Annotated in this window: 20 protein-coding genes and 1 riboswitch; of the genes, 9 read left to right on the top strand and 11 right to left on the bottom strand. The window is 42.9% G+C overall.

The genetic code is table 11. The features are described from left to right. Positions 1 to 18 precede the first annotated feature (18 nt). Entirely contained in the window at positions 19 to 900 is an 882-nt protein-coding gene (locus tag VK097_RS09915) for a nuclease-related domain-containing protein (protein ID WP_324211665.1), read from the bottom strand. Between the two features lie 365 nt (positions 901 to 1,265). After that, positions 1,266 to 2,252, bottom strand: a complete 987-nt coding sequence (locus VK097_RS09910; RefSeq protein ID WP_324211644.1) for an NAD(P)/FAD-dependent oxidoreductase — start codon at positions 2,250 to 2,252, stop codon at positions 1,266 to 1,268. A gap of 256 nt (positions 2,253 to 2,508) precedes the next feature. Here VK097_RS09910 and VK097_RS09905 point away from each other — a divergent pair, with 256 nt between their 5' ends. The 3 genes from VK097_RS09905 to spsC all read left to right on the top strand — a co-directional run bounded on the left by VK097_RS09905 (position 2,509) and on the right by spsC (position 5,082). Further along, positions 2,509 to 3,729: an NAD(P)/FAD-dependent oxidoreductase gene (locus VK097_RS09905; RefSeq protein ID WP_324211643.1), complete on the top strand. Its 1,221-nt coding sequence runs from the start codon at positions 2,509 to 2,511 to the stop codon at positions 3,727 to 3,729. Positions 3,730 to 3,816: 87 nt separating this feature from the next. After that, entirely contained in the window at positions 3,817 to 4,128 is a 312-nt protein-coding gene (locus VK097_RS09900) for a YuiB family protein (protein WP_324211642.1), read from the top strand. A 297-nt stretch (positions 4,129 to 4,425) separates the two neighbouring features. Then, on the top strand, positions 4,426 to 5,082 hold the full coding sequence (gene spsC / locus VK097_RS09895) for a stationary phase survival protein SpsC (protein WP_324211641.1): 657 nt from the start codon (positions 4,426 to 4,428) through the stop codon (positions 5,080 to 5,082). A gap of 56 nt (positions 5,083 to 5,138) precedes the next feature. Here the strand turns inward: spsC and VK097_RS09890 are convergent, their stop codons facing one another. From VK097_RS09890 to deoD, 3 genes are all read right to left on the bottom strand, one after another. Next, on the bottom strand, positions 5,139 to 5,612 hold the full coding sequence (locus VK097_RS09890; RefSeq protein ID WP_324211640.1) for a divergent PAP2 family protein: 474 nt from the start codon (positions 5,610 to 5,612) through the stop codon (positions 5,139 to 5,141). 109 nt (positions 5,613 to 5,721) lie between these two features. Next, on the bottom strand, positions 5,722 to 6,318 hold the full coding sequence (locus VK097_RS09885; RefSeq protein WP_324211639.1) for a biotin transporter BioY: 597 nt from the start codon (positions 6,316 to 6,318) through the stop codon (positions 5,722 to 5,724). A 157-nt stretch (positions 6,319 to 6,475) separates the two neighbouring features. Further along, entirely contained in the window at positions 6,476 to 7,183 is a 708-nt protein-coding gene (deoD, locus tag VK097_RS09880) for a purine-nucleoside phosphorylase (protein WP_324211638.1), read from the bottom strand. 203 nt (positions 7,184 to 7,386) lie between these two features. Between deoD and VK097_RS09875 the strand changes: the two genes are divergently transcribed. Next, positions 7,387 to 7,650: a phosphocarrier protein HPr gene (locus VK097_RS09875; RefSeq protein WP_010532294.1), complete on the top strand. Its 264-nt coding sequence runs from the start codon at positions 7,387 to 7,389 to the stop codon at positions 7,648 to 7,650. An 81-nt stretch (positions 7,651 to 7,731) separates the two neighbouring features. Here VK097_RS09875 and kapB read toward each other — a convergent pair whose 3' ends face one another. Further along, positions 7,732 to 8,124, bottom strand: coding sequence for a kinase-associated lipoprotein KapB (kapB, locus tag VK097_RS09870; protein ID WP_324211637.1), 393 nt, complete (start codon positions 8,122 to 8,124; stop codon positions 7,732 to 7,734). A 119-nt stretch (positions 8,125 to 8,243) separates the two neighbouring features. On the opposite strand from kapB, the gene VK097_RS09865 reads away from it, so the two are divergent. Further along, the gene (locus VK097_RS09865; RefSeq protein WP_324211636.1) at positions 8,244 to 8,423 is read left to right on the top strand and encodes a hypothetical protein; all 180 of its coding nucleotides are present in this window, start codon (positions 8,244 to 8,246) and stop codon (positions 8,421 to 8,423) included. A gap of 88 nt (positions 8,424 to 8,511) precedes the next feature. Beyond that, entirely contained in the window at positions 8,512 to 9,090 is a 579-nt protein-coding gene (locus VK097_RS09860; RefSeq protein ID WP_324211635.1) for a superoxide dismutase family protein, read from the top strand. Between the two features lie 240 nt (positions 9,091 to 9,330). Here VK097_RS09860 and VK097_RS09855 read toward each other — a convergent pair whose 3' ends face one another. The 5 genes from VK097_RS09855 to VK097_RS09835 all read right to left on the bottom strand — a co-directional run bounded on the left by VK097_RS09855 (position 9,331) and on the right by VK097_RS09835 (position 14,499). After that, positions 9,331 to 10,500, bottom strand: a complete 1,170-nt coding sequence (locus VK097_RS09855; protein ID WP_324211634.1) for a MalY/PatB family protein — start codon at positions 10,498 to 10,500, stop codon at positions 9,331 to 9,333. 282 nt (positions 10,501 to 10,782) lie between these two features. Further along, the gene (locus tag VK097_RS09850) at positions 10,783 to 12,132 is read right to left on the bottom strand and encodes a glucose-6-phosphate isomerase (RefSeq protein WP_324211633.1); all 1,350 of its coding nucleotides are present in this window, start codon (positions 12,130 to 12,132) and stop codon (positions 10,783 to 10,785) included. Positions 12,133 to 12,261: 129 nt separating this feature from the next. After that, positions 12,262 to 12,648, bottom strand: coding sequence for a S1 domain-containing post-transcriptional regulator GSP13 (gene yugI / locus VK097_RS09845; protein ID WP_324211632.1), 387 nt, complete (start codon positions 12,646 to 12,648; stop codon positions 12,262 to 12,264). Positions 12,649 to 12,789: 141 nt separating this feature from the next. Further along, positions 12,790 to 13,791, bottom strand: coding sequence for a potassium channel family protein (locus VK097_RS09840; RefSeq protein ID WP_324211631.1), 1,002 nt, complete (start codon positions 13,789 to 13,791; stop codon positions 12,790 to 12,792). Between the two features lie 144 nt (positions 13,792 to 13,935). After that, complete coding sequence (locus tag VK097_RS09835) at positions 13,936 to 14,499, bottom strand: thioredoxin family protein (protein WP_324211630.1); 564 nt, start codon at positions 14,497 to 14,499, stop codon at positions 13,936 to 13,938. A 239-nt stretch (positions 14,500 to 14,738) separates the two neighbouring features. Here VK097_RS09835 and VK097_RS09830 point away from each other — a divergent pair, with 239 nt between their 5' ends. From VK097_RS09830 to VK097_RS09820, 3 genes are all read left to right on the top strand, one after another. Further along, the gene (locus tag VK097_RS09830; RefSeq protein WP_324211629.1) at positions 14,739 to 15,794 is read left to right on the top strand and encodes a M20/M25/M40 family metallo-hydrolase; all 1,056 of its coding nucleotides are present in this window, start codon (positions 14,739 to 14,741) and stop codon (positions 15,792 to 15,794) included. A 665-nt stretch (positions 15,795 to 16,459) separates the two neighbouring features. After that, complete coding sequence (locus VK097_RS09825) at positions 16,460 to 20,812, top strand: S8 family serine peptidase (RefSeq protein ID WP_324211664.1); 4,353 nt, start codon at positions 16,460 to 16,462, stop codon at positions 20,810 to 20,812. A 241-nt stretch (positions 20,813 to 21,053) separates the two neighbouring features. Continuing rightward, a riboswitch (FMN riboswitch) is annotated at positions 21,054 to 21,203 on the top strand. A 194-nt stretch (positions 21,204 to 21,397) separates the two neighbouring features. After that, positions 21,398 to 22,006: an ECF transporter S component gene (locus VK097_RS09820; RefSeq protein WP_414672174.1), complete on the top strand. Its 609-nt coding sequence runs from the start codon at positions 21,398 to 21,400 to the stop codon at positions 22,004 to 22,006. Positions 22,007 to 22,045: the final 39 nt, after the last annotated feature.

The raw sequence follows: 22,045 nt of genomic DNA, 5'->3' as shown, positions 1-22,045 counted from the left end.
ATGTGAACTTCGAGCAGATTAAATGTGAACTTCGGCTTCCAGCAGTTTTTCCAAGTTTATTTTATACCTTCTGCCACTGGTCGAACCATATTGCTCAAATCCTTCTTGTTGCAATAATCGTTTAGCCGTGTAGACTGACTTAAGCTGTGAAAACTCTCTCATTTCCCGGTTATTAATATAAATCTTCACCAATAAAGCATAGTCTGCCAAGGTTGACAGGTGCGCTTTTTTTGAAGTCGTACCACAAACGTGACATCGCCATAATCCATTTTTCCACATAATCGGAAACGTGCCGCATTTTGTACAAAATACACCTTTTACCAGATCATTATATGAAATATTGAACTTATTCATCCCATCATCCGCCTCATCTTTTTGTTCTTTCAACAATTGATAGGACAACTCCATTAGTTCGGTTTCGGAAATAAGTGGGGATTGATACTTTTTCATAAACGATTTAATTTTGGGGATTACTTTGTCACGATGCATGACAATAGCAGAAATAACTTTATCGTTTGCAATGTTTCGCAAGTAAGTGTCGTCACGGCTGTAGACAACAATTTTTTCAATAGGAACAGGAGGGAAGTTGTATTTACGAAGCCAATTCAGCAACCTTATATGCTGAAGATTAACCTGTTCAACAGGGTTTTCGAATAATTCCACTTCTCCGTCTCTGTTACGGAAGGCTTGACCCATGTTATCAAAATTCATGTTAAGATGGATGTTTTTCACTTCCATAATCAGAAAAAAATGATGTGACAGCAATAGAAAATCCAATTGAAAATAACCGTATTCGTCGGGAAGCCTCACATAATGAAAAATGAAAAAATAGTCTTCCGGAAGAAATTGAAGGTGAAAATCCATGGACTGCTCCCCTTTGTAACCGGAGAGCCGGTTCATTGCCCTTTTACTGATTTTGTCTTTAAAAGGGTGATTGCCCGAGCTTCGCCTATCTAGCGCTTGTGCCTGAAGGATATGTTTGGGGATGGTTAGAGGTTTGATATACAAAAGCGCACAACCTTTCTTATTCTATTTTATAATTTAATTCGACATGTTTGCTTAAATTCCTGCTTATTTTTTCGCTTCATTTTGAAAATGTGAACTCCGGCATTTAGGTTGTGAACTTCGAGCAGGCTAATTGTGAACTTCAGGCATTTTGCATGTGAACTTCGAGCAGATTAAATGTGAACTTCGGCTTCCAGCAGCTCAACCAACTCCCACTGATCCAAATACAGAAAGCCTGGGATATGTCCCAGGCTTTCAAGTTAAAACATCGCGGTTGAGTGTCTTGGCTGGATACGAGCTTTTGGATCAATATATTGTTTGGCATTGTTAATCGCTGTCGGGCCTTCCCCGAATCCGGTGGCGATCAGATTTACTTTCCCCGGATAGGTCGTAATGTCACCGGCTGCGTATATACCAGGGATATTGGTTTCCATTCGCGTATTGACCACGATACTGTTTTTATCGATGTTAAGTCCCCAGTCTTTAATTGAACCAAGCGTTGAAACGAAGCCATAATTACAAAGCACTGAATCGACATTGACGTCGATAGTTGAATCGCCTTTAGCCTCATTTAACGTAACATTTTCAATCTTTCCATTACCGCTGATGGCAGCAGGTATATAAGGCGTTACAATTTCGACACTGGAATTCATTAGTTGTTCGACACTGTGTTCATGTGCCCTGAATTTGTCCCGGCGGTGTACCAGTGTTACTTTTTCGGCAATCGGTTCCAGCATTAATGCCCAGTCCACTGCTGAATCACCGCCGCCCAGCAGCATAACGTGCTGACCCTGATAGGCGTTCATATCTTTCACATGATAATGTAAATTAACCCCTTCAAATTGATCACAGTCCTCAACATTCAAGCGGCGCGGCTGAAACGCACCGTTGCCAGCGGTTATGATCATTGTCCTGGTATAATGTTCCTCGCCGTTGTTGGACGTTAATTTAAATGTATCATCCTCAAGACGTTCCACCTTTTCAACCGATTGTCCGAGAACAATTGTCGGATCAAAAATATTTGCCTGTTCTTCCAGGTTGTCCACTAAATCCTGGGCACGAACTTTCGGAAATCCGGCAACATCGTATATATATTTCTCTGGATACAGGGCAGTCAATTGCCCGCCAGTATGCGGTAGGCTTTCCATTATTTTAACGCTTGCCTGGCGCATTCCACCATAAAAAGCGGTGAATAAGCCTGTGGGACCGGCTCCAATAATGGTTATGTCGAATAGTTTATCTGACATGGATGTCCCCCCATTGAATTGTTTTCAAAATACACCATGCCCATCGTACCACAAACACGGCGTATATGTGTATTGATTCAACTGGCTGATTGGAAACCTCTGAAAAATCGATTTACCCAACAGCCAAAATTTATCTTGAAATATGTCCTGAAAAGGAATAATATATTAAATGGTTTACAATTGTGTTACAAATATTTTTCATGTTAACTGCAAATATAGATATATAAAGAATTGTAAAGGTGGAAGTGATTTCATAATGAAGAAACCGGACATTGTCATTTTAGGTGCCGGCTATGGGGGAATAATGACTGCAGTCAAGCTGCAGAAAATGTTAAACATGAATGAAGCAGTGATAACGCTTGTTAATAAATACGACTACCATTATCAGACCACTTGGCTGCACGAAAATGCAGCTGGTACACTGCATCATGACCGGACAAGAATCCCCATCAAGGATGTCGTCAATTTGGATAGAGTCAATTTTGTAATGGATACGGTCATTTCAATAAAACCTGATAAAAAGAAGATTAAGCTGGAGAATGGGGAGCTGTATTACGATATACTTGTCATTGGCTTAGGTTTCGAGACAGCTACGTTTGGCATACCAGGACTGAAAGAAAATGCATTTACGATTGAAAATATTAATAGCGCCCGGCTTATCAGGGATCATCTGGAATATAACTTTGCCATGTATCAACATGAAGATGAAAAAAATCCTGGCAGACTTAATATCGTTGTCGGCGGCGGGGGGATTACCGGAGTTGAGTATCTCGGTGAATTGGCAAACCGGATCCCGGAGCTTTGTGAAGAATACGACATTTATAAAACAATGGTACGAATTATTAATATTGAAGGAGAATCTGCTGTTTTACCAGGATTCGATCCGCAGCTGACGGAATATGCGATGAGCTCGCTCGAATCACGCGGGGTTGAATTTATTACCGGGGGAATTGTAAAAGAATGCAAGCCTGATTGTATTGTATATGAAAAAGAGGGCAAAGAAACGGCAATTCCGACATATACGACAGTCTGGACTGGAGGCGTGCGCGCTAATTCCATTGTAGAAGAATCCGGATTTGAGCATAACCACGGCAAAATCGAAGTGCGTCCTGATTTGCGTGCGCCCGGTTATGATGATGTATTTGCAATCGGTGATTGTGCATTGATTATGGATGGAAAAACAAACATACCTTATCCGTCAACGGCGCAAATTGCCGTTCAGCAATCCGAAACGGCTGCTCACAATATTAAAGCACTTGTACAGGGAACCGAGGAACTGGGTGAATTTAAACCGAGTCTGCTTGGAACAGTTGCCTCGCTTGGCAATAGCGATGCCATTGGTGATATTTTTAATAATCGGAAACTGTTCGGATGGAAAGCTGTCATTATGAAAAAAATCATCGATAACCGCTATCTGCTGAAACTGGGTGGATTTAGCCTTTTAATGCGGAAAGGAAAATTCAACATTTTCTACTAAGGCGGTAAAGTGAGTTTGCTGTCTTTGCTTTTTCTATTATTTATTATAAAATGATGGCTGTATGCATTGGTGAAGGGAGATACAACGTTGATACAGTTTGTTGTTTCCATAATATTGTTCTTCATTATCTTTTTTGGACTGGCCTTTATATTAAATATGCTGCTGCGCCGCACATGGCTCATGGCATTTATTTATCCGTTTATTGTTCTGATGATTGTCGATGACATATCTACAGCAGAGTATTTCACAGCACCCGGCGAGTCATTTGCAACAGCTTTTTCTGGATTGGCTGAGATAACGATTGCTGATGTAAGCATTTTAGTTGCAGGTTTTGCCGGGACTATCGTTTCCGGATTCGTGATTAAATTTTTGCGTAAGAGCGGGTATCAGATGTTTTAGTTTAATAGGAGGCAAAAAAGCGTTGATGCTAAAGTATAAAAATCAACGCTTTTTATTTTCACAGGCGAGGAGCCCCACTTCAAACAAATCGGGGTTGTTAAGTGACGGGTCATTCAATATTCTGATTACTTTTTATATTTAATCGTATATAAATTTACTTTTTGGTAACACTGTCCAAGTAGGCAGTTATTTAAGGGTAATAGTCTGTTGGAATAACTTTTCTGACAGTACCAGCAAAATAATGCTGCCGGAAAGGTGTTATCATTGAATAGAATAACTTTATTACGAAGGTTTGTGATGTCTCTGTTATTTTTGGGGGCGTTATACGTAACTTCTTCGTCCATCTCAAATGTTACCATGACAGATGTGAACGCCTGGGTGACTGAGGATAAGACAGCATCAATCGTTAAGTCTGCCGGTCAAGCTGAAGATAAAGAGGTTACGCTAACTAAAAAGCGATTGAATGTAGAAGAGCAGCCGGAAAGGTATACATCGAGTGAGCGTATTGAGGGACCTAAATCATTGGAGGAGTATGTGAATACAAAACAATATCCGAGCACGACCGTAATGGCAACCGGTTATACCGCCGGAGCGGAATCGACCGGAAAAACCCCGGACCACCCGGAATATGGGGTAACGTATTCAGGTGTAAAAGTAAAACGAGACTTGTATTCTACGATAGCAGCGGACTTGGATGTTTTTCCGATTGGAACAATCATGTATATCCCTGGTTACGGGTATGGTGTTGTTGCGGATAAAGGCAGCGCCATTAACGGCAACAAAATCGATTTGTATTATGAGACTGTTGAAGATGTGTATTCCGAGTGGGGCAAGAAAGAGGTTGAAGTTTATATCATTAAAAAAGGTGACGGCAAGCTGACCGAAGAGGTACTGACTGACCTGAACGAAAACGAGGCAATGCAAGTCTTCCGGAACCAAATCAATGAAAGTTAAATGCAAAAGCCGCTTCACAAACAGAGTGAGGCGGCTTTTAAGCTTACAATTTTTTGCTAATAAAACTGATAAAGAAAAAAAGCAATAGCAATGCCGGATAATCCGCCAAAGAATACCTCAATCGGCTGATGACCGAGCAACTCCTTCAGTTCTTTGCGTTTTTGATATAATTCTTTTCGATTCCAGTCTTTTGCACCTTCCATAAAATATTGGAAATCCTCGACCAGCTGATTGATGACAATCGCCTGTTCACCCGCCTGTCTGCGAACACCGGAAGCATCGAACATAATAATCACACTGAATACGGTGGAGATGGCAAACATGACCGAATCAGCACCTTCTACAATACCGACGCCGGTTGTCAGTGCGGCGACTGCGGCGGAATGGCTGCTTGGCATACCGCCTGTTGAAAAGGCGAGACCGGGTTTAAACTCTCTTGTTGCCATCAGCCGGATCGGAATTTTAATCACTTGGGCGAAGATAATTGCAGATAATGCTGCCCATAATGGGAAGTTTGCAAAATAATCCATGAATGCAGGTACATCCTCTCTGTTGCTCTTCTACTGTAAGTAGCTAGATATATTTTAGCATAACCAACACTTGTTTGAACAAAGAAAGGATGAGTGCATTTGCATCACTTCAAGCTTTGGCGGTTGAAAGCCACCTCGATGGGACGCGCTTTGCCAAGCTGACCATGAACAGGACGGCCAGAAAGGCGAGTCCTGTATCTTTTATTAAAAATGGTATCATGCTCACCCAGGCAACGCCGTAGGAAATGTTTAATTCAAGCCAGGTGTTCATTGCAACATACATGTAGGTTACCCCGATTCCATAGTTGAACATCAGTCCGACAATCGATGCCAGTCCGTACATTGGCACTGATGGTTTATTGCTTCGTTCAGCAACTAAACCGGCAAAAAAGGCTACGAAAATAAAAGAGATAATGAATCCGCCGGTCGGGGAGATGAGCTGCATCGGTCCTGCTTTCATTTGGGCAAACACCGGAACACCTGCCATACCGACTAAAATATATGTAATCATCGAAATGGCCCCAATCCTTTTACCGAGCATTAAACCGGCAATGGTGGCGAAAAATGTCTGCAGGGATAATGGGACAGCCGCCCCTCCAATTGGTACGGCGAGCATTGGAAACCATACCGTGATGTTTGCCCCGATGGCCATCAGACAGACAAAGACTGCACCAAATGTCAAATCAACTGTGCGTAGTTTTTTCAATTTTAACCCTCCTTGTATAAATGATAATAAAAAGAATTACGACGAATGTCAACCTCATTTATAATTGGTTAACATAATAAAAAAACAGCCTTTGGAAACAAAAGGCTGTTCTATTCATAATCTTGGATATAAGAAAAGTATCGAACTCCGTTGCACCTTATTTTATAGCTGTATCAAGGGAAACTTCCATCATGTCATGGAAGGTGGTCTGCCGTTCCCCGGCTGTTGTTTCTTCACCGGTCAGAATATGGTCGGACACTGTCAGGACGGTGAGTGCCTGGCGGTTGAATTTTGCTGCAAGTGTATACAATGCTGTGGTTTCCATTTCAATAGCAAGTACATTATATTTAGCTAATAATTCATTCACTTCTTTTGCATTGTCACGGTAAAATGTATCACTTGTAAACACGTTTCCAACCCGTAAATTCAGACCCTGTTCTTTGCCGGTGTCATACGCATTTTTCAGCAGTTCGAAATCGGCCAGCGGTGCATAGTCAATTCCGTTGAAAATCATCCGGTTCATCTGCGAATCAGTTGTTGCACCCTGAGCCAGTATAACGTCACGCACTTTGACATCATTTTGTATGGCTCCGCATGTACCCACACGGATCAATTTTTGCACATCATATTCCTGAATTAATTCATTGGCGTAAATCGAAATCGATGGCACACCCATGCCTGTTCCCTGGACGGAAATCCGCTCACCTTTATAAGTACCGGTAAAACCGTACATGCCGCGAACTTGGTTATATTGCGTCACATCTTCCAAAAAGGTCTCCGCAATGAACTTTGCTCTAAGCGGATCCCCGGGCAGCAAAATTTTATCGGCAATATCGCCTTTATTGGCACCTATATGTACACTCATAATTTCGCCTCCTGCATACATTTTCATTCAAAGTTAGGGTACCACTTCGGCTGTTTAAAGACAAATTTCACGAAAATGACACATAATTCACTGCATTTTTATTTCAAAAATCACGATTATTGTTTATAATGATACTGATGTATAGTATTTCATCATAGCGGAATACATACGTTAGGAATTTATTTTTGGAAGGATGAAAAGCAATGCAGGAAAAAACGTTCACAATTACAGCGGATACTGGGGTTCATGCGCGTCCGGCAACTTTACTCGTAAATAAAGCAGGACAATTCGAATCAGAAATTGAAATTTCATATAATGGCAAAGATGTTAACCTTAAATCGATTATGGGTGTCATGTCATTAGGAATCCCAAAAGGCGCAGAAGTGAAAATAACCGCAAACGGCGGGGATGAAGAAGAAGCAATCAAAGGGGTTACCGAGGTTGTAAACGAACATCTGGGCGAGTAATAATCTCCAGCACCTGTTTATGAAATCATGGAGCTAGGGAGGATGATCCGCTAGCTCCGTTTTCATTATCCAGTATGTGCTTTATCTATAATAACTTTTCGTATAGGTGTGCTGTTCCAGGTCTTCAATCTGTTTCAGGGACTGTTTGTTGAACACGGTATCTTTTTTGGAAAGTTTTTCCTTTATTGCAGCGACGGCTTCCTGCAGTGAGGTCTGATAGTCCGGAATTTTGCCGTCATAGCTTTTGACGGCTGATTTGACGACATTCATTTTTTCATAGTGGGCAAGAGCTTTCCGCACCTGGAAAAAGACACCCTCCGTTTCACCGGGATTGTGCAGGTCACCCTGGGTCGGATGCTTCACAACAGCATGAACTTTCACTAAATAGCGTTCACCGCGATCCTCGAGCACTTCACCTATGTATTTACCTGAATTATATTTTACTTCTACAATATCTTCAACGGAAACTGCCATTTCTTGTAACCTCCTTTAATACTATTATGCCAAATTTGGTATAGGCTCGGCAATTGTCAGGTTTCTGTTGACATTGATTTTCTGGGATGCTGCAATAATGACAAAGGAAGTGATCAACTATGATGGAGTTTTTGTATTTCCCGGAGGATAAAACGGAATATATCCCGGCTGTCATCACACTCGTTATTTTTATGATTGGAGCGGTACTGGCTACGTATTTTTTTGTAAAACATTCCAAAAAAGAAGCGAAAAAAACTGAAGAACAATACCAGGAAAAAAAAGAAGAGGATCAGGATTAAAAACAGGTTTATTACATTAATAAGCCTGTTTATTTTTTGTCTCACTTGCAGATACTGAAAATAAAGTAACTGCAAAGGAGCAGCATTCATGAAGAAGGTACTATGGGTTATTTTACTGATGGCGTTTATGGCCGCCTGTCAGGGAAATGATGAAACATCACGGACTGTTGACATGTATAACTCATCAGGTGATATGATTGGGACTGTCAAATTGACAGAGGGGGATAGCGGTGTTGATTTTAAAGTGAAGCTTGAGGGGCTTGAGCCAGGCTATCACGGTATTCATGTTCATGAGTATCCAAAATGTGATCAGCCGGATTTCACGACTGCCGGCAGCCATTTTAATCCGTCCGGCAATGAGCATGGACTGATGCATCCTGAAGGGTCGCATCTTGGTGATTTGCCGAATATCGAAGCTGATTCCGGCGGGCTTGTGAACGCTGAATTGATGCTTCCGGAAGCTACCTTAATGGAAGGTAAAAAATCATTGCTTGCCGGTGAAGGCACGTCGCTTGTCATCCATGAAAAAAAGGATGATGGTGTCAGTCAGCCAGGTGGCGAATCCGGTGCCAGAATAGCATGCGGGCTCATCGCCAAGGATGAAAAGCAATCATCGGAAACCCCGACAGATCCGACAGATTTAAATGAAGAACAACAGGAAAAGTAGGTGATTATCCGAAAAAGTTTCCCGTCGAATTGGCTGGGGAATCTGCAGAAGGGGACAAGTATCTGCAGAACAAAAAACATATCAACAGAACAGCGGAAGTATCAGCAGAAGAACAAGAATATCAACGGAAGAATGGAAATATCGACAGAAGAATATAAATACTGCAGATGAGCTAAAGTATCTGCAGAATACTAAAAAAGGGTGGTCCAACAATATTTGGATCACCCTTTTCCAATTTTACTATCGGTTATTGACCGCATCTATAAGCCGTTTGACGCCTTCTTCCAATGTTTCGCGGGGACAGGCGATGTTCATTCGCATAAACAGTTCACCTTCATCACCGTAATCTGCACCGGCGTTAAGGCCGACTTTAGCCGCCTCGTTCATAAATTTCTTTAAAGCTGCCCTGTCGAGCTGCAGTTTGCTGCAATCGATCCATAATAGATAAGTGCCTTCCGGGCGAGTGACAGAAAATACATCTGTTTTTTCTTCCAGCATGCTAATGACGTAATCTTTATGTTCCTGCAACACTTCCAGCAGTTCATCAAGCCACTCTTCACCATAACGATAGGCGGCTTCCAATGCTGTATTTCCCATAGTGTTAAGCATATTATGGCCTTGTTTAAGCAACTGCGCATTCAATGTTTCTCTTGTCGCTTTGTCAGATGTGATGATATAGGACGCCTGCAGTCCGGCCAGGTTAAATGTTTTTGACGGTGACATAAAAGTAATGGTTTTGGCAGCAATTTCCTCCGACAAAGAAGCGAGCGGAATATGTGTTTCACCCGGATATATCAGATCGGCGTGGATTTCATCGGATAAAATCAGCACATCATATTTCAGGCAGAGCCGCGCCATCTCCTGAAGTTCTTCTTTTTTCCAGACACGTCCGATTGGATTATGCGGTGAGCACAGAATGAAAGCTGATACACCTTGCTTCAATTTTTCTTCAAAATCTTCAAAGTCAATATGATAATAGTTATTTTTTTGTTGGAGCGGGTTTTTCACAACGTTCCGGTCATGTGATTCAATCACACTGTAAAAAGGGGTGTAGACGGGTGTCTGAACCAGGATATTATCGCCAGGTTCAGTGAAAGCCTGAACAGCCATATGTAAACTGGCCACCACACCGGGGCTGAATGATAACCAATCTTTGTCGATTTCCCAATTGTGGCGTTTGGAGACCCAATTGATAATCGGATTTTTGACATCATCATCAATGATCGTATATCCGTATATCCCGTGTTTTGCACGTTCAATCAAAGCATCATTAACTGCCTGTGGTGCCTTAAAGTCCATATCAGCTACCCACATCGGCAGCACTTCCTCGGATTGAAACATGGTACTGCGCATATCCCATTTAACCGACCGTGTGTTCATGCGGTTATGAATTTTTTCAAAAGTTCCCATTGTCGACCTCCTAGTTAATTAAATATAAAAGCAAGACCTAGAATCCATTATAATGCATAGCTTGGCAGTTGTCTGTCAGCAGGTACTAAAATACAGCGAAAAAAAAAAGCAAGGCATTTATACGCCTTGCTTACAGGGGGAATACGAGAAAGTCTTACAGTTATAGTATTACCCCATCATTAAAAATATAAACATAATCTGACAAAAAAATTAAAGAAATTGGGATATTTTTCTTGGAGCGGAAGACTTATCCGCTTAACCTTTCGTGGGATGCACTGATGATTATTTCAGTCGTTTCTCCAACTTTTCTTTTTCTTCTTCATAACCGGGCTTGCCTAAGAGGGCAAACATATTTTTCTTATAAGCTTCAACACCGGGCTGGTCGAATGGGTTAACACCCAGCAAATAACCGCTCATCGCACACGCTTTTTCGAAAAAGTAAACGAGGTAGCCAAACGTATAAGCATCAAGTGCGGGCACTTCGACGGTAAGATTCGGGACGCCGCCGTCATTATGGGCCAGCAGGGTGCCCTGATAGGCTTTATCATTAATTTCATCCAGCGTTTTTCCCGCGAGATAATTGAGACCATCGGCGTTCTCATCATCAGTTTCCAGCCTCATATCTTTTTTCGGGTTGGAAACATGCAAGACCGTTTCAAACAGGTCGCGCCGCCCGTCCTGGATGTACTGTCCCAATGAGTGCAAGTCGGTCGTAAAGTTGGCTGCGGCCGGGAAGATGCCTTTCTGATCTTTTCCTTCACTCTCGCCGAAAAGCTGTTTCCACCATTCACTGAAATATTGCAGAAGCGGTTCATAATTGATCATCATTTCAATTGTCTTGCCTTTGTTATATAAAATATTCCGGATAGATGCATATTGATAAGCCGGATTATCCTCAAGCGATGGTTCAGCCAGATCATTCATAGCCGTTTTTGCGCCTTGCATCATGTTGTCGATGGGTATACCGCTAACGGCAATCGGCAGCAGACCGACTGCTGTCAGGACCGAATAGCGTCCGCCGACATCATCCGGAATCACAAACGTTTCGTATCCTTCCTTGTCGGCAGCGGTTTTCAACGCGCCTTTTTTCTTGTCAGTTGTGGCATAAATTCGTTCTTTGGCTTCGTCTTTTCCGTATTTATCTTCGAGGAACTTCCGGAAAATGCGGAAAGCTATCGCTGGTTCGGTTGTCGTCCCGCTTTTGGAAATAACGTTAATGGAGATATCCTTATGTTCAAGAACGGCGAATAACTCATTAATATAGGTTGAACTCAGATGGTTCCCGGCGAATAATACTTGCGGTGCATCGCGATGCTCACCGGAAAGCAGGTTTTGAAATGAGTGATTCAGCATTTCGATTGCCGCTCGTGCGCCAAGGTATGATCCGCCAATGCCTATGACGAGCAGTACATCCGAGTCTTTTCTGATTTTTTCAGCGGCTGACTTGATCCGGCTGAATTCTTCCCGGTCATAGTTTGCCGGCAAATCCACCCAGCCTAAAAAATCGTTCCCCTGACCGGTTTTTTGGTGGAGTTTATGGTGTGCAGTTTCAACGTATTCTGAAAGATAATCAAGTTCTGTTTGATTAAAAAAATCCAGTGCCTTATTATAGGAAAAATTGATATATGTCATGATATCCTCCTTCGTTCAACATTCTATTTTACTTTACCCGAAGTAAAGCATCTGAATCAAGAGTAAGCATTCTATAAAAAAAGAAGCTTTTCCACAATTTTTTAATGAAAAAAGCTTCCCTCCAAATAACTATTTTTTAAAGTTTCCTTCCCGCTCTTCAGACTGTTTGATCCATTCGTCGAGTTTGTCTTTTAGCGTATTGAAACCTGAGTTTGCATCGTCCTGTTGTTTAGGTGCACGATTGTTTTGGTTGTTTTCCGGACTTTTTGGCGGTTCCTGGGTTGCGCGAATTGATAATGACACTTTATTATTTTCTGCATCAACATTCAATATTTTTACCTTAACGTCATTGCCGACTGCCAGGTAGTCATTGATGTCTTTTACAAATCCGTGTGTCACCTCGGAAATATGGACTAATCCCTGTGTTTCTTCATCCAGGGCGACAAATGCACCGTACGACTGAATTCCGGTGACTTTGCCTTCTAAAATCTGACCAGTTTCAAAATTGTCTATCATGCTGAACACTCCTATTATTTTTTCGATTCTTTTCACACAATAAAACATTGTAGCATAACTATCGAATCTGGGCAAAAATAAAAAGCCGGCCAAAAGAAAGGCCCGGCGGAAGAAGGGAAAAGGGGAAAAACGGTGCAGATTTTACTCCCAAGCGGATATAATAATCAGTGTATCTTCATTGTTCAGGCTGATCTCCTGAGACGGGTTCATCATCCAGTCACCATCCCGGATAATACCAAGCAGCAGCTCATGGTTATCCAAAAAGAAAGTGACGGCTTCTTTGTAGGAACTATCTTCCAGTTCACTAGGAAGTGGAATATGGGAAAATTGCTGCTCGTTCAAAAGATTCAGGACAGTTTCGAACGGACGTGTGTGTTTTTTATGAAATAGCTCATGGTAAAACAATGTGCTCATAAAATCATTGGAGCTGATGACGGTATCAGCACCGGCACGAATAGCATTTTCGACCTGGCTGATGGTCAGGATTTCAGCATTGATTGGTATGTCCTGATTATTTCCGCGAACGGCAATGGTTGTCAGGATGGTATCTATATCGGCTTTACGCTCATTTTCAATAATATCGGAACTTATAAGGACAGAATTCGCTTTGTCAATGTTTGCCTGGACCAGTACGGCATCCTCGCTCGGGTCACCATGGATGAAATGAACCGGAAAATGCCGATATGGGAGCTTATTGAGTGTGCGGTCAATCATTACAATTTCCTGTTTGATATCTTTTTTCGCAATCATATCTATCAGTTGTCTTGTCCGTTCATTCCAGCCGATGATAACGATATGATTATTGCCATGAAAAGAAACCTTTCCCTGTGATAAATCACTTTCATGATTAATCGTTGATGCTGCCAGCGTTGTGATATAAAAGGTCAGCATTCCGCCGCCGGAAAGAATGAGTAAAATGCCAACAACTCTGCCTGTAACTGTCAACGGGACATAATCTCCGTAGCCAATTGTAGCCCCTGTAACAAAAGCCCACCATACCCCATCAAAAACTGACGGGAATTCATGAGGTTCTATCAGATGGATGACTGCCCCAAAAAACAGCATGATGACAAGTACGGAAAGCAGGAGCCTGACAGCCATCGGCATCCGATAAAAGACATGTTTAAACGATTCGAGATTCATGTTTGTCACCTTTGCCTATAAGTTTGTGTTCAAAAAAGCGATAAAAGATGTGTCATTTTTACTGAACTTTTTGAACAGCCTGTATAACAAATTTCATATAATTAGTATTGGCAAAGGGGGTAACCACTTATACGCACTCGCTGTCTAAAGGTCGCTGTTAGCTTCAATAGTTGACTTTATGCTTGCATAAACATCCTGCCAGAAATCCGTATTATCCCTGAACGTTTTTGACATGAAAAGGTACATTTGTTTTGCTTTTGCTTTGTAGTCTTCCTCCCCTTTGGATGGCAGTTTTTTGGTTGATTCATCTACAAATTGTTGTATTTTCCCGGTTCTTGGTCCCCATCTGGCAACCTCATTTCCATCTTTATCAATAAAAATGAAAATGGGAATGGAACGCGATTTGCCATTGGTCAGATACTGATCCATTAATTCAAGGTTTTGATCGCGCAGCAAAAACTTAACCGGCATATCCGCCTGTTCCGACATATGAAGCAATATAGGAATGTTCAGCATGGCATCACCGCACCAATCTTCTGTCAGAACGATAACGCGCAAGTCTTTTTTCGCCAGCTGCTGTATAAAGTCTTCATTTTCGGGCGGTGTAAAGTTATCATATATATGTAGCAGATTTTCTTTGTTTTCATCCATGGATTCAATGTACGCATCAGGATCTATTCCTTTTTCAAACCATTGATTCAAGTCCATAGAGATATTCACTCCTTTTATACTTTTTAGTAAAGTGTACCCAAATACCGAAACCCCGTAAACAAAATTGCTTTGTTTAACGATGTGTGTTGTGTTTGAGAGGTAGGACAAAGTGTCAGTCACTCTGTCCATGCTTTTTCAAATCTGCTATGATTGACATGGTTATGCTCGATTCTGTTGAACTAACATTCTGCGGAAATCGTCCCGTTGAATGAAGACTTTATAAGGAGGTATTTACCATGGAACAGGGAAACAGGCAATTTTTGATGGAGCTTTTAAATACGCCCTCGCCTTCCAGCAGGGAGATGGTGATTCAGAAAAAATGGATCGATTATGTTAAAGACTTTGCAGATGAAATCAGAACAGACAATGCAGGAAATGCCATTGGTGTGCTGAATCCTGATGCACCATTCAAAGTGCTGCTCGCGGGTCATTGTGACGAGATCGCCCTTGTCATAAACCGCATTGATGATACCGGATTTTTGCATTTTGAGAAAATGGGCGGCATCAACCCGAAAGCAGCAGTTGGCATGAAGGTTACAATACTCGGGTTCAACAATCAGGCAACGGGTGTGATTGGTGTTAATGCCCAGCATCATGGTGGTCTGAAAGATGATTTTGATTTGGAAGATTTGTTCATTGACTGCGGCTATAAAACAAAAGAGGAAGCCGAAAAACATGTGCAGATAGGGGATCTTGCTGTTTATAAAACGGATCCGGAAGTAATGATGGATCGTTATGTGTCCGGTCGTGGTCTTGACAACCGGACAGGGGCGTTCATTGTCGCCGAAGTCTTGAAGCAGCTTTCTGAAAAAGGCTGCAATGTCGGCGTTTATGCAGCAAGTACTGTTAATGAAGAAACAAATATGGGCGGCGCTTATTTTGCAGCAGCAGGTCAGGAACCGACCATGGCGATTGCCTGTGATGTTACATTTGCAACAGACTATCCTGCCGTTAATAAAAACAAGCATGGTGACGTCAGGCTTGACGGTGGTCCGGTACTGGCAAAAGGTGCACCGGTTAATATAAAGATCAATCAATTACTGGAAAAAACCGCCCGTCAATTAAATATGAAAGTGCAGTATGAACTGACTCCACGGATGACCGGAACAGATGCAGACCGCATGCGGCTAACCGGGGCAGGTGTGCCCGTATCACTTGTATCGCTTCCGTTAAGGTACATGCACTCCCCGGTTGAAACATCCAGCCTGAAAGATATTGATGAAGAAATAGAGTTGCTGGTAACGATGTTAAGCAGCCTCTCGGGAGAAGAAAGCCTGAACCCGCTCGATTAAATAAAACATATGGCGGCCTCAAACCAAATCCGGGTTTGAGGCTTTTTAGTCTGTAAGTACCTGTGTTAACCAGATTATTTCTAGGTTTTTATACCCAAAATCTAAATTTTTTTGCCATAAATAGGCATGAATTACTGGTAATTTAAGAAAGATTTAACTGAATATATATTCAGTTAACCTGTTACAGGACGATTTAGCTATTTTTTTTGCCTGTATTACAAAAAGTGCCGATGGGTGAAATGAACCTGTAATATTATAAGTACTGTTATATAAAGGTTTTCGGATGATTGTGAAAAAATATATGTTACAAAATTTGGTACTTTTGTCGATGGTAACCAAAGATCCAAGCAATACTTTACTATCAATTCCGAAAATTCAGATTTAATTCGACATAATGTGACACAAATTTCCTTTTAAATCTATTATAGTGACATTAACAGCATAGATTCTTTGCCCGATGAAGGCATCAGTGACGAACACATTCACTTTATCTCAGAAAGGAGGGCGGCTTGCAGATTATTGTTTTATAAAGGCTGTTTTTGCTCGGATTCGAAATTTAAACATCGACAACCGTCAGGAAAACAGCCTCCATAAAAAATTAAAGGGGAGGAATAAGTGTGCCGAGGAAAAAGCGTCAGACGAGAGCTTTTAGTATTGTAGCGTCCATGCTGATGATCTTTTCATTGATGGCCCCGGGAACGGCCCTTGCCGAATCTGCCGAGAATAACAACAAGCCGCATGAAGCATTCAAAGACTCCCAGGAAATTGCTGCTAATAAGGTGAATGAACGACTTCAGAAGCAGTTCAAAGACAATGATAAAGTGACATTTTTAGTCAAGTTTAAGGAAAAGGCGGATTCCATGAAGGTAGCGGAAGAAGCCAGAAAAAATGCTGAATCTGCTGACTTGACTACACAAAAAACAGAATTCGTGCAGCGCTCAGCTGTCATTTCTGAACTGAAATCGACCGCATTGGAATCACAGCAGCATGTCAAATCATTCCTGCAAAAAGAAGCTGATAAAGGCAATGCAAAGAATATCCATTCCTATCACATTGTCAATGGCATGGCTGTGACAGCAACGAAAGAAGTTGCTGAAAAAATAGCCGGTTTTGAAGAAGTTGAGAAGATTTTGCCGAACGAAACACGGACACTATTTAAACCTGAGACAAAAGATGCCAAAACACCAGAATCCGAGATTGCTAATGTTGAATGGAATGTGGAGCGCGTCAACGCACCCGAAACATGGGAGATGGGCATCGATGGTTCAGGAACGGTCGTTGCGAGCATTGATACGGGTGTTCAATGGGACCATCCGGCACTCAAGGAAAATTATCGCGGGTATGATGCAGCAAATAATGAAGTCGATCATGATTTTAATTGGTTTGATGCGACTGCCGGTGAATCAGAGCCGTATGATGACCTGGGACACGGGACGCACGTAACTGGCACGATGGTTGGCAGTGAAACGGACGGCTCCAACCAGGTAGGTGTTGCACCGGGTGCCGAATTTATTTCGGTTAAGGCTTTTACAGCGGCGGGTGGTACAGATGCAGACCTCCTGGAAGCTGCTGAATGGATTTTAGCACCGACAGATTCGGAAGGAAATGCCCGTGCCGATCTTGCTCCGGATGTAGTCAACAACTCGTGGGGCGGCGGACCAGGTCTTGATGAATGGTATCGCGATGTTGTCATTAATTGGCGGGCTGCGGAAATATTCCCTGAGTTTTCGGCTGGTAATACTGGTCTTGGTAATCCAGGCGGACCAGGGTCTGTTGCTACACCGGCAAACTATCCGGAATCATTCGCAACAGGTGCGACAGACAGTGACGACAATTTAGCCGACTTTTCATTGGAAGGCCCTTCACCATATGATGAAATTAAACCGGATATTTCTGCTCCCGGAGTAGGTATTCGCTCCTCATTACCGGGTGACGGGTATGGCGCTATGAGCGGAACATCGATGGCAGGACCTGCTGTAGCTGGGGTAGCTGCATTGCTTCGCCAGGTCGACAGCAGTATTAGCGTTGATGAGATGGAGCAAGTCCTGATGGATACGGCCATTCCATTAACCAATGATACGTATCCGGAATCCCCGAATAACGGGTTTGGACACGGCTTGGTAAATGCCTATGACGCTGTCTCTGCACTGCAGGACGGTATTGGTACGATTGAAGGCCAAGTGACGAAGCAGGGTGAAGACAACGAAGCACCTGCCTTTGATCATAGTGCACCGGCAGAAACATATGCTGGAATGAATCTTGAATTGAATGTCCAGGCAAGTGATAATGTCAGCGTGGCATCAGTGGAATTGCAGTACCAGGATACGAATGGCGAGTGGCAGACAGTTGAAGCTGATCGTGTATCCGGTGATTTTGAAGAAGGTGAATATGCTGCCACTATCCCGGGTGAGGAAATTACTGAAGATTCACTGACGTATAAATGGGTTATTCGTGACTTCGGTGACAATGATGTGACGAGCGAAGAGTATGTTATCGATGTGAGGGCAGGCATTTCGACGGGTTATTCGGAGGACTTTGAAAATAACCCCGCAGGCTGGACATCATTTGGTGAAAATAACAGCTGGGAGCTTGGAACACCAACATCCGGTCCTGAAAATGCTTCTTCTGGTGAGAATGTTTATGCAACCAACCTTGATGGTGAGTATGATAGTGACATGAATGCAACACTTGTTATGCCGCCAATTGATATGCCGGAAGGAGAAGCATATCTGCAGTTCGAACAATGGCATAACCTTGAAAAATACGATTCAGGCAGTGCCTATGATTTTGGTCATGTGTTTGTTTCAACCGACCAGGAGGAATGGACACAGCTGATGCAAGTGGAAGGTGAGTCAGACGGATGGGAAAGTGCTGAAGTTGATTTATCGGAATACAGCGGTCAGCGCATCTATATCGGCTTTAACGTGACAAGTGATGTAAGTGTTACGCGAGATGGCTGGTATATTGATGACGTCGCTTTATCTGATACATCACAGAGCAGCAAAGCTTCTAAAAACAAGAATGGTAAAGCGAATGGCAATAACGGCAGCAATAACCGCTTGTTTAGTGGAATTCACAATGGAAATGGCCTTGGATTAGGCGTTATTAAAGCAAATGAAAAAGCAGGATTGAAAGAGAAAGTGGATCCAGATAAAATCAAGCCGGCTTTACCGAAAAAAGAAGATCCACCTGCAGAAGAGGGAGATGTGAATCCTAACTTGTTGCCGATGAGTGCTGAAGTCAGTGTGCTGGAAAGCGGTCGGTCAGTCACGACTGATCCATCCACAGGTGAATATTCAATGACGCATGCTGCCGGCACATTTACGGTGAAAGCTGAGTCATACGGGTTCGAGTCGAAAGAACAAAGTGTTACGCTTGAGGCCGATGGCACAGCTCAGGCGGATTTCACACTTGATGAAATCCCGCAGGCGACAGTATCTGGAACCGTTACGGATGAACAAACAGGTGAACCGGTTGAAGGAGCTACTGTCCTGTTCGTGGAAGATGCCAACGTGACACCGGTTGAATCTGATGAAAATGGTAACTATTCGATTACGGGGTACGAAGGAACCTATACCCTAAAAGTGATGGCAGCCGATTACCACGGTAAAGAGATAGAAGTGACGCTTGATGGTGATGTTGAGCAGGACATCGAACTGGAGCCGTTCTACACGTACCCAGGCGGCGAGGTCGGCTATGATGATGGAACTGCTGAAAATGCACGTGCATATTATGATGCCGGCAACAAATGGGCAGTCAAAATGTCTCTTCCTGAGGGTGAAGATTCAGCAGTCGTGACAGACGGTGTTTTCCAATTCCATGGCACTGACTGGCCGAGCCCGGGCGGCACCGAGTTCGCTGTTGAAGTATGGGATGCATCCGGCACAGACGGCATGCCTGGTGAGAAAATCGCGGGCCCTGTCGAAGCTGAAGCAATCAGAGATCTTGAGGAGTGGACTGTTGTTGACTTGAGCGAGCATAACATCACAGTAGATGGCGATTTCTATATGGTCTACGTTCAAACAGGCAATAACCCGAACGTGCCAGGGCTTGCAACCGATGAAAGCAGTACAAATGCCGGCCGCAGTTACCAGCAGGTCAGCGGTACATGGTCACAGTCACCGGCTGCTGAAGGGAACTATATGATCCGCTCACGTGTCAGCTATGAAGTGGAAGCACCGGTTATTACTGCACCGGAAGCCGGACTGATCACGAACGACTCGGAGATTACGATTGAAGGAACGGCTTCACCAACTACAACCATCCAATTGCTGAATAACGGTGAAGAAGCTGCTGCAGCCGAGGTCGGTGACAGTGGTGAATTTGAAATCCCGGCAGAGCTTACTGAGGGCAAAAATGAACTGAAGGCAGTATCAATGCTGGACGGAGCGCAAACAGGTGAATCAGAGCCCGTTAGCGTAACATTGGATACAGCCAGCCCTGAGATAACGATCGACAGTCCGCAAGATGGGGATAAAACAAATCGTGAAACTGTAACAGTCGAAGGGACAGTTGAAGATGCAAACCTTGACACGGTTGAAGTCAATGGTCGGGAAACTAATGTAGCTGACGATGGTTCCTATTCACAGCGGATCCTGCTTGACAATGGCGAAAATAAAATCGAAGTTTCTGCAGCAGATCTGGCAGGAAATACAGCAGCAGAATCAGTTATGATTGATGTCGATTTTGTTGCACCAACAATCGATAACCTGCTGCCGACTGAAGATAAGAACCTGGAAGCAGGTGAAAGTGTACGGATTGAATTTGACAGTGAGCCGGGACAGGATGCAACATTCTTTATCCATATGCCACTGACAAATTCAACTTCTCAGGCTGATAATGCGACTGAGTTGCCGATGATGGAGACTTCAGAAGGCCATTATGTGGGCTACTGGACAGCAACAAAGGATGTTGTAGCAGAAGGTGCCGTCATTGAAGTGAAAGTTGTCGATGATTTTGACAATGAAACTCGCAAAACGGCTGATGGCAAATTATTCATAAATACTGACGGTGAATAATTTGGGATCTGCATAAGTAAAATCCCCGGAGTGCCCAATGGTGCATTCCGGGGATTTTTTAGCAGTGAAGAAAATACATTCTTACGGCATAAGTGCTACTAGGGGCTGGCAATAGATAAGGATTTCGATGATGATTCTGGCGGTGTGTATATTTTTTAAAAAATAAATCAAGAAATCGAAACATTTCTCTTTTCAAATGCATCATCTCATTGTATAATACATTTAAAATAACATATCGATTCTACATCTTCGGGGCAGGGTGCAATTCCCGACCGACGGTAAGGAGCATCATTAAGTGCTTCAAGTCCGTGACCCGCTTTATCAAGGTACAGCGGTGGATCCGGTGCAAGTCCGGAACCGACAGTTACAGTCTGGATGGGAGAAGATGACAAGCCGAGAAATTGGTGCAGTTCTGTACCTTGATATTTTCTGTTAAATGATACCCTAAAGCCCCGAATAGGTTTTAGGGTTTTTATATTGGCAGTGGTGAAATGCCCGGCCAAATAAGGTATGTTAATTCGGCTTGCGGCAACCCGCCAAAGAAGAGGGCTTATCCTTCATCAACAAAGATGGGAATCGATCAGGATGGGGGAGGATTTAATCTTGCAAAAAAACATTCAATCAACAAGTCTGCTGAAACTTATTATTTTGGCATTATTGGGGACCATTTCACTCGTATTATTTTTCTTGAACTTTCCATTGCCTTTTCTGCCGCCATATTTAAAGATTGATTTCAGTGAAGTACCGGCATTGATCGCAGCACTGATTTTTTCACCAATAGCCGGGGTCGTTGTAGAAGGAATCAAAAATCTGCTGTATCTGATTGTTTCAGGTGCAGGCGATCCGATTGGCGTAGCTTCGAATTTTCTTGCCGGTGTCATGTTTGTTGTGCCTGTAGCCTTTCTTTACCACAGGTATAAAGGGACGAAAAGCGTTATTTCCGGTCTGGTAAGCGGAACAATCATTATGGCCTTTGGTATGAGTGTGCTCAACTACTTTGTGATATTGCCGGCATACGCATGGTTTATCGGGGCGCCTGAAATGGCTGGTGCTACTGCAAAATGGGTTGCAGTAATGGCCGGTATACTGCCATTCAACCTTATCAAAGGCGTTGTCATTGGAGCATTGTTTGTCCCATTGTTTATTAAAATGAAAACATGGATTGAGCAAAAACAAACGAATCTGGCTGCATAGCTTTAAAAAAGAGTGTCTTAGGAATTAAGGCGCTCCTTT

Source organism: Lentibacillus sp. (genome assembly GCF_035301675.1).
GTDB lineage: Bacteria > Bacillota > Bacilli > Bacillales > Amphibacillaceae > Lentibacillus.
The sequence above is the reverse complement of the archived record's forward strand: the minus strand, read 5'-3'. Positions and strand labels throughout refer to the sequence as shown.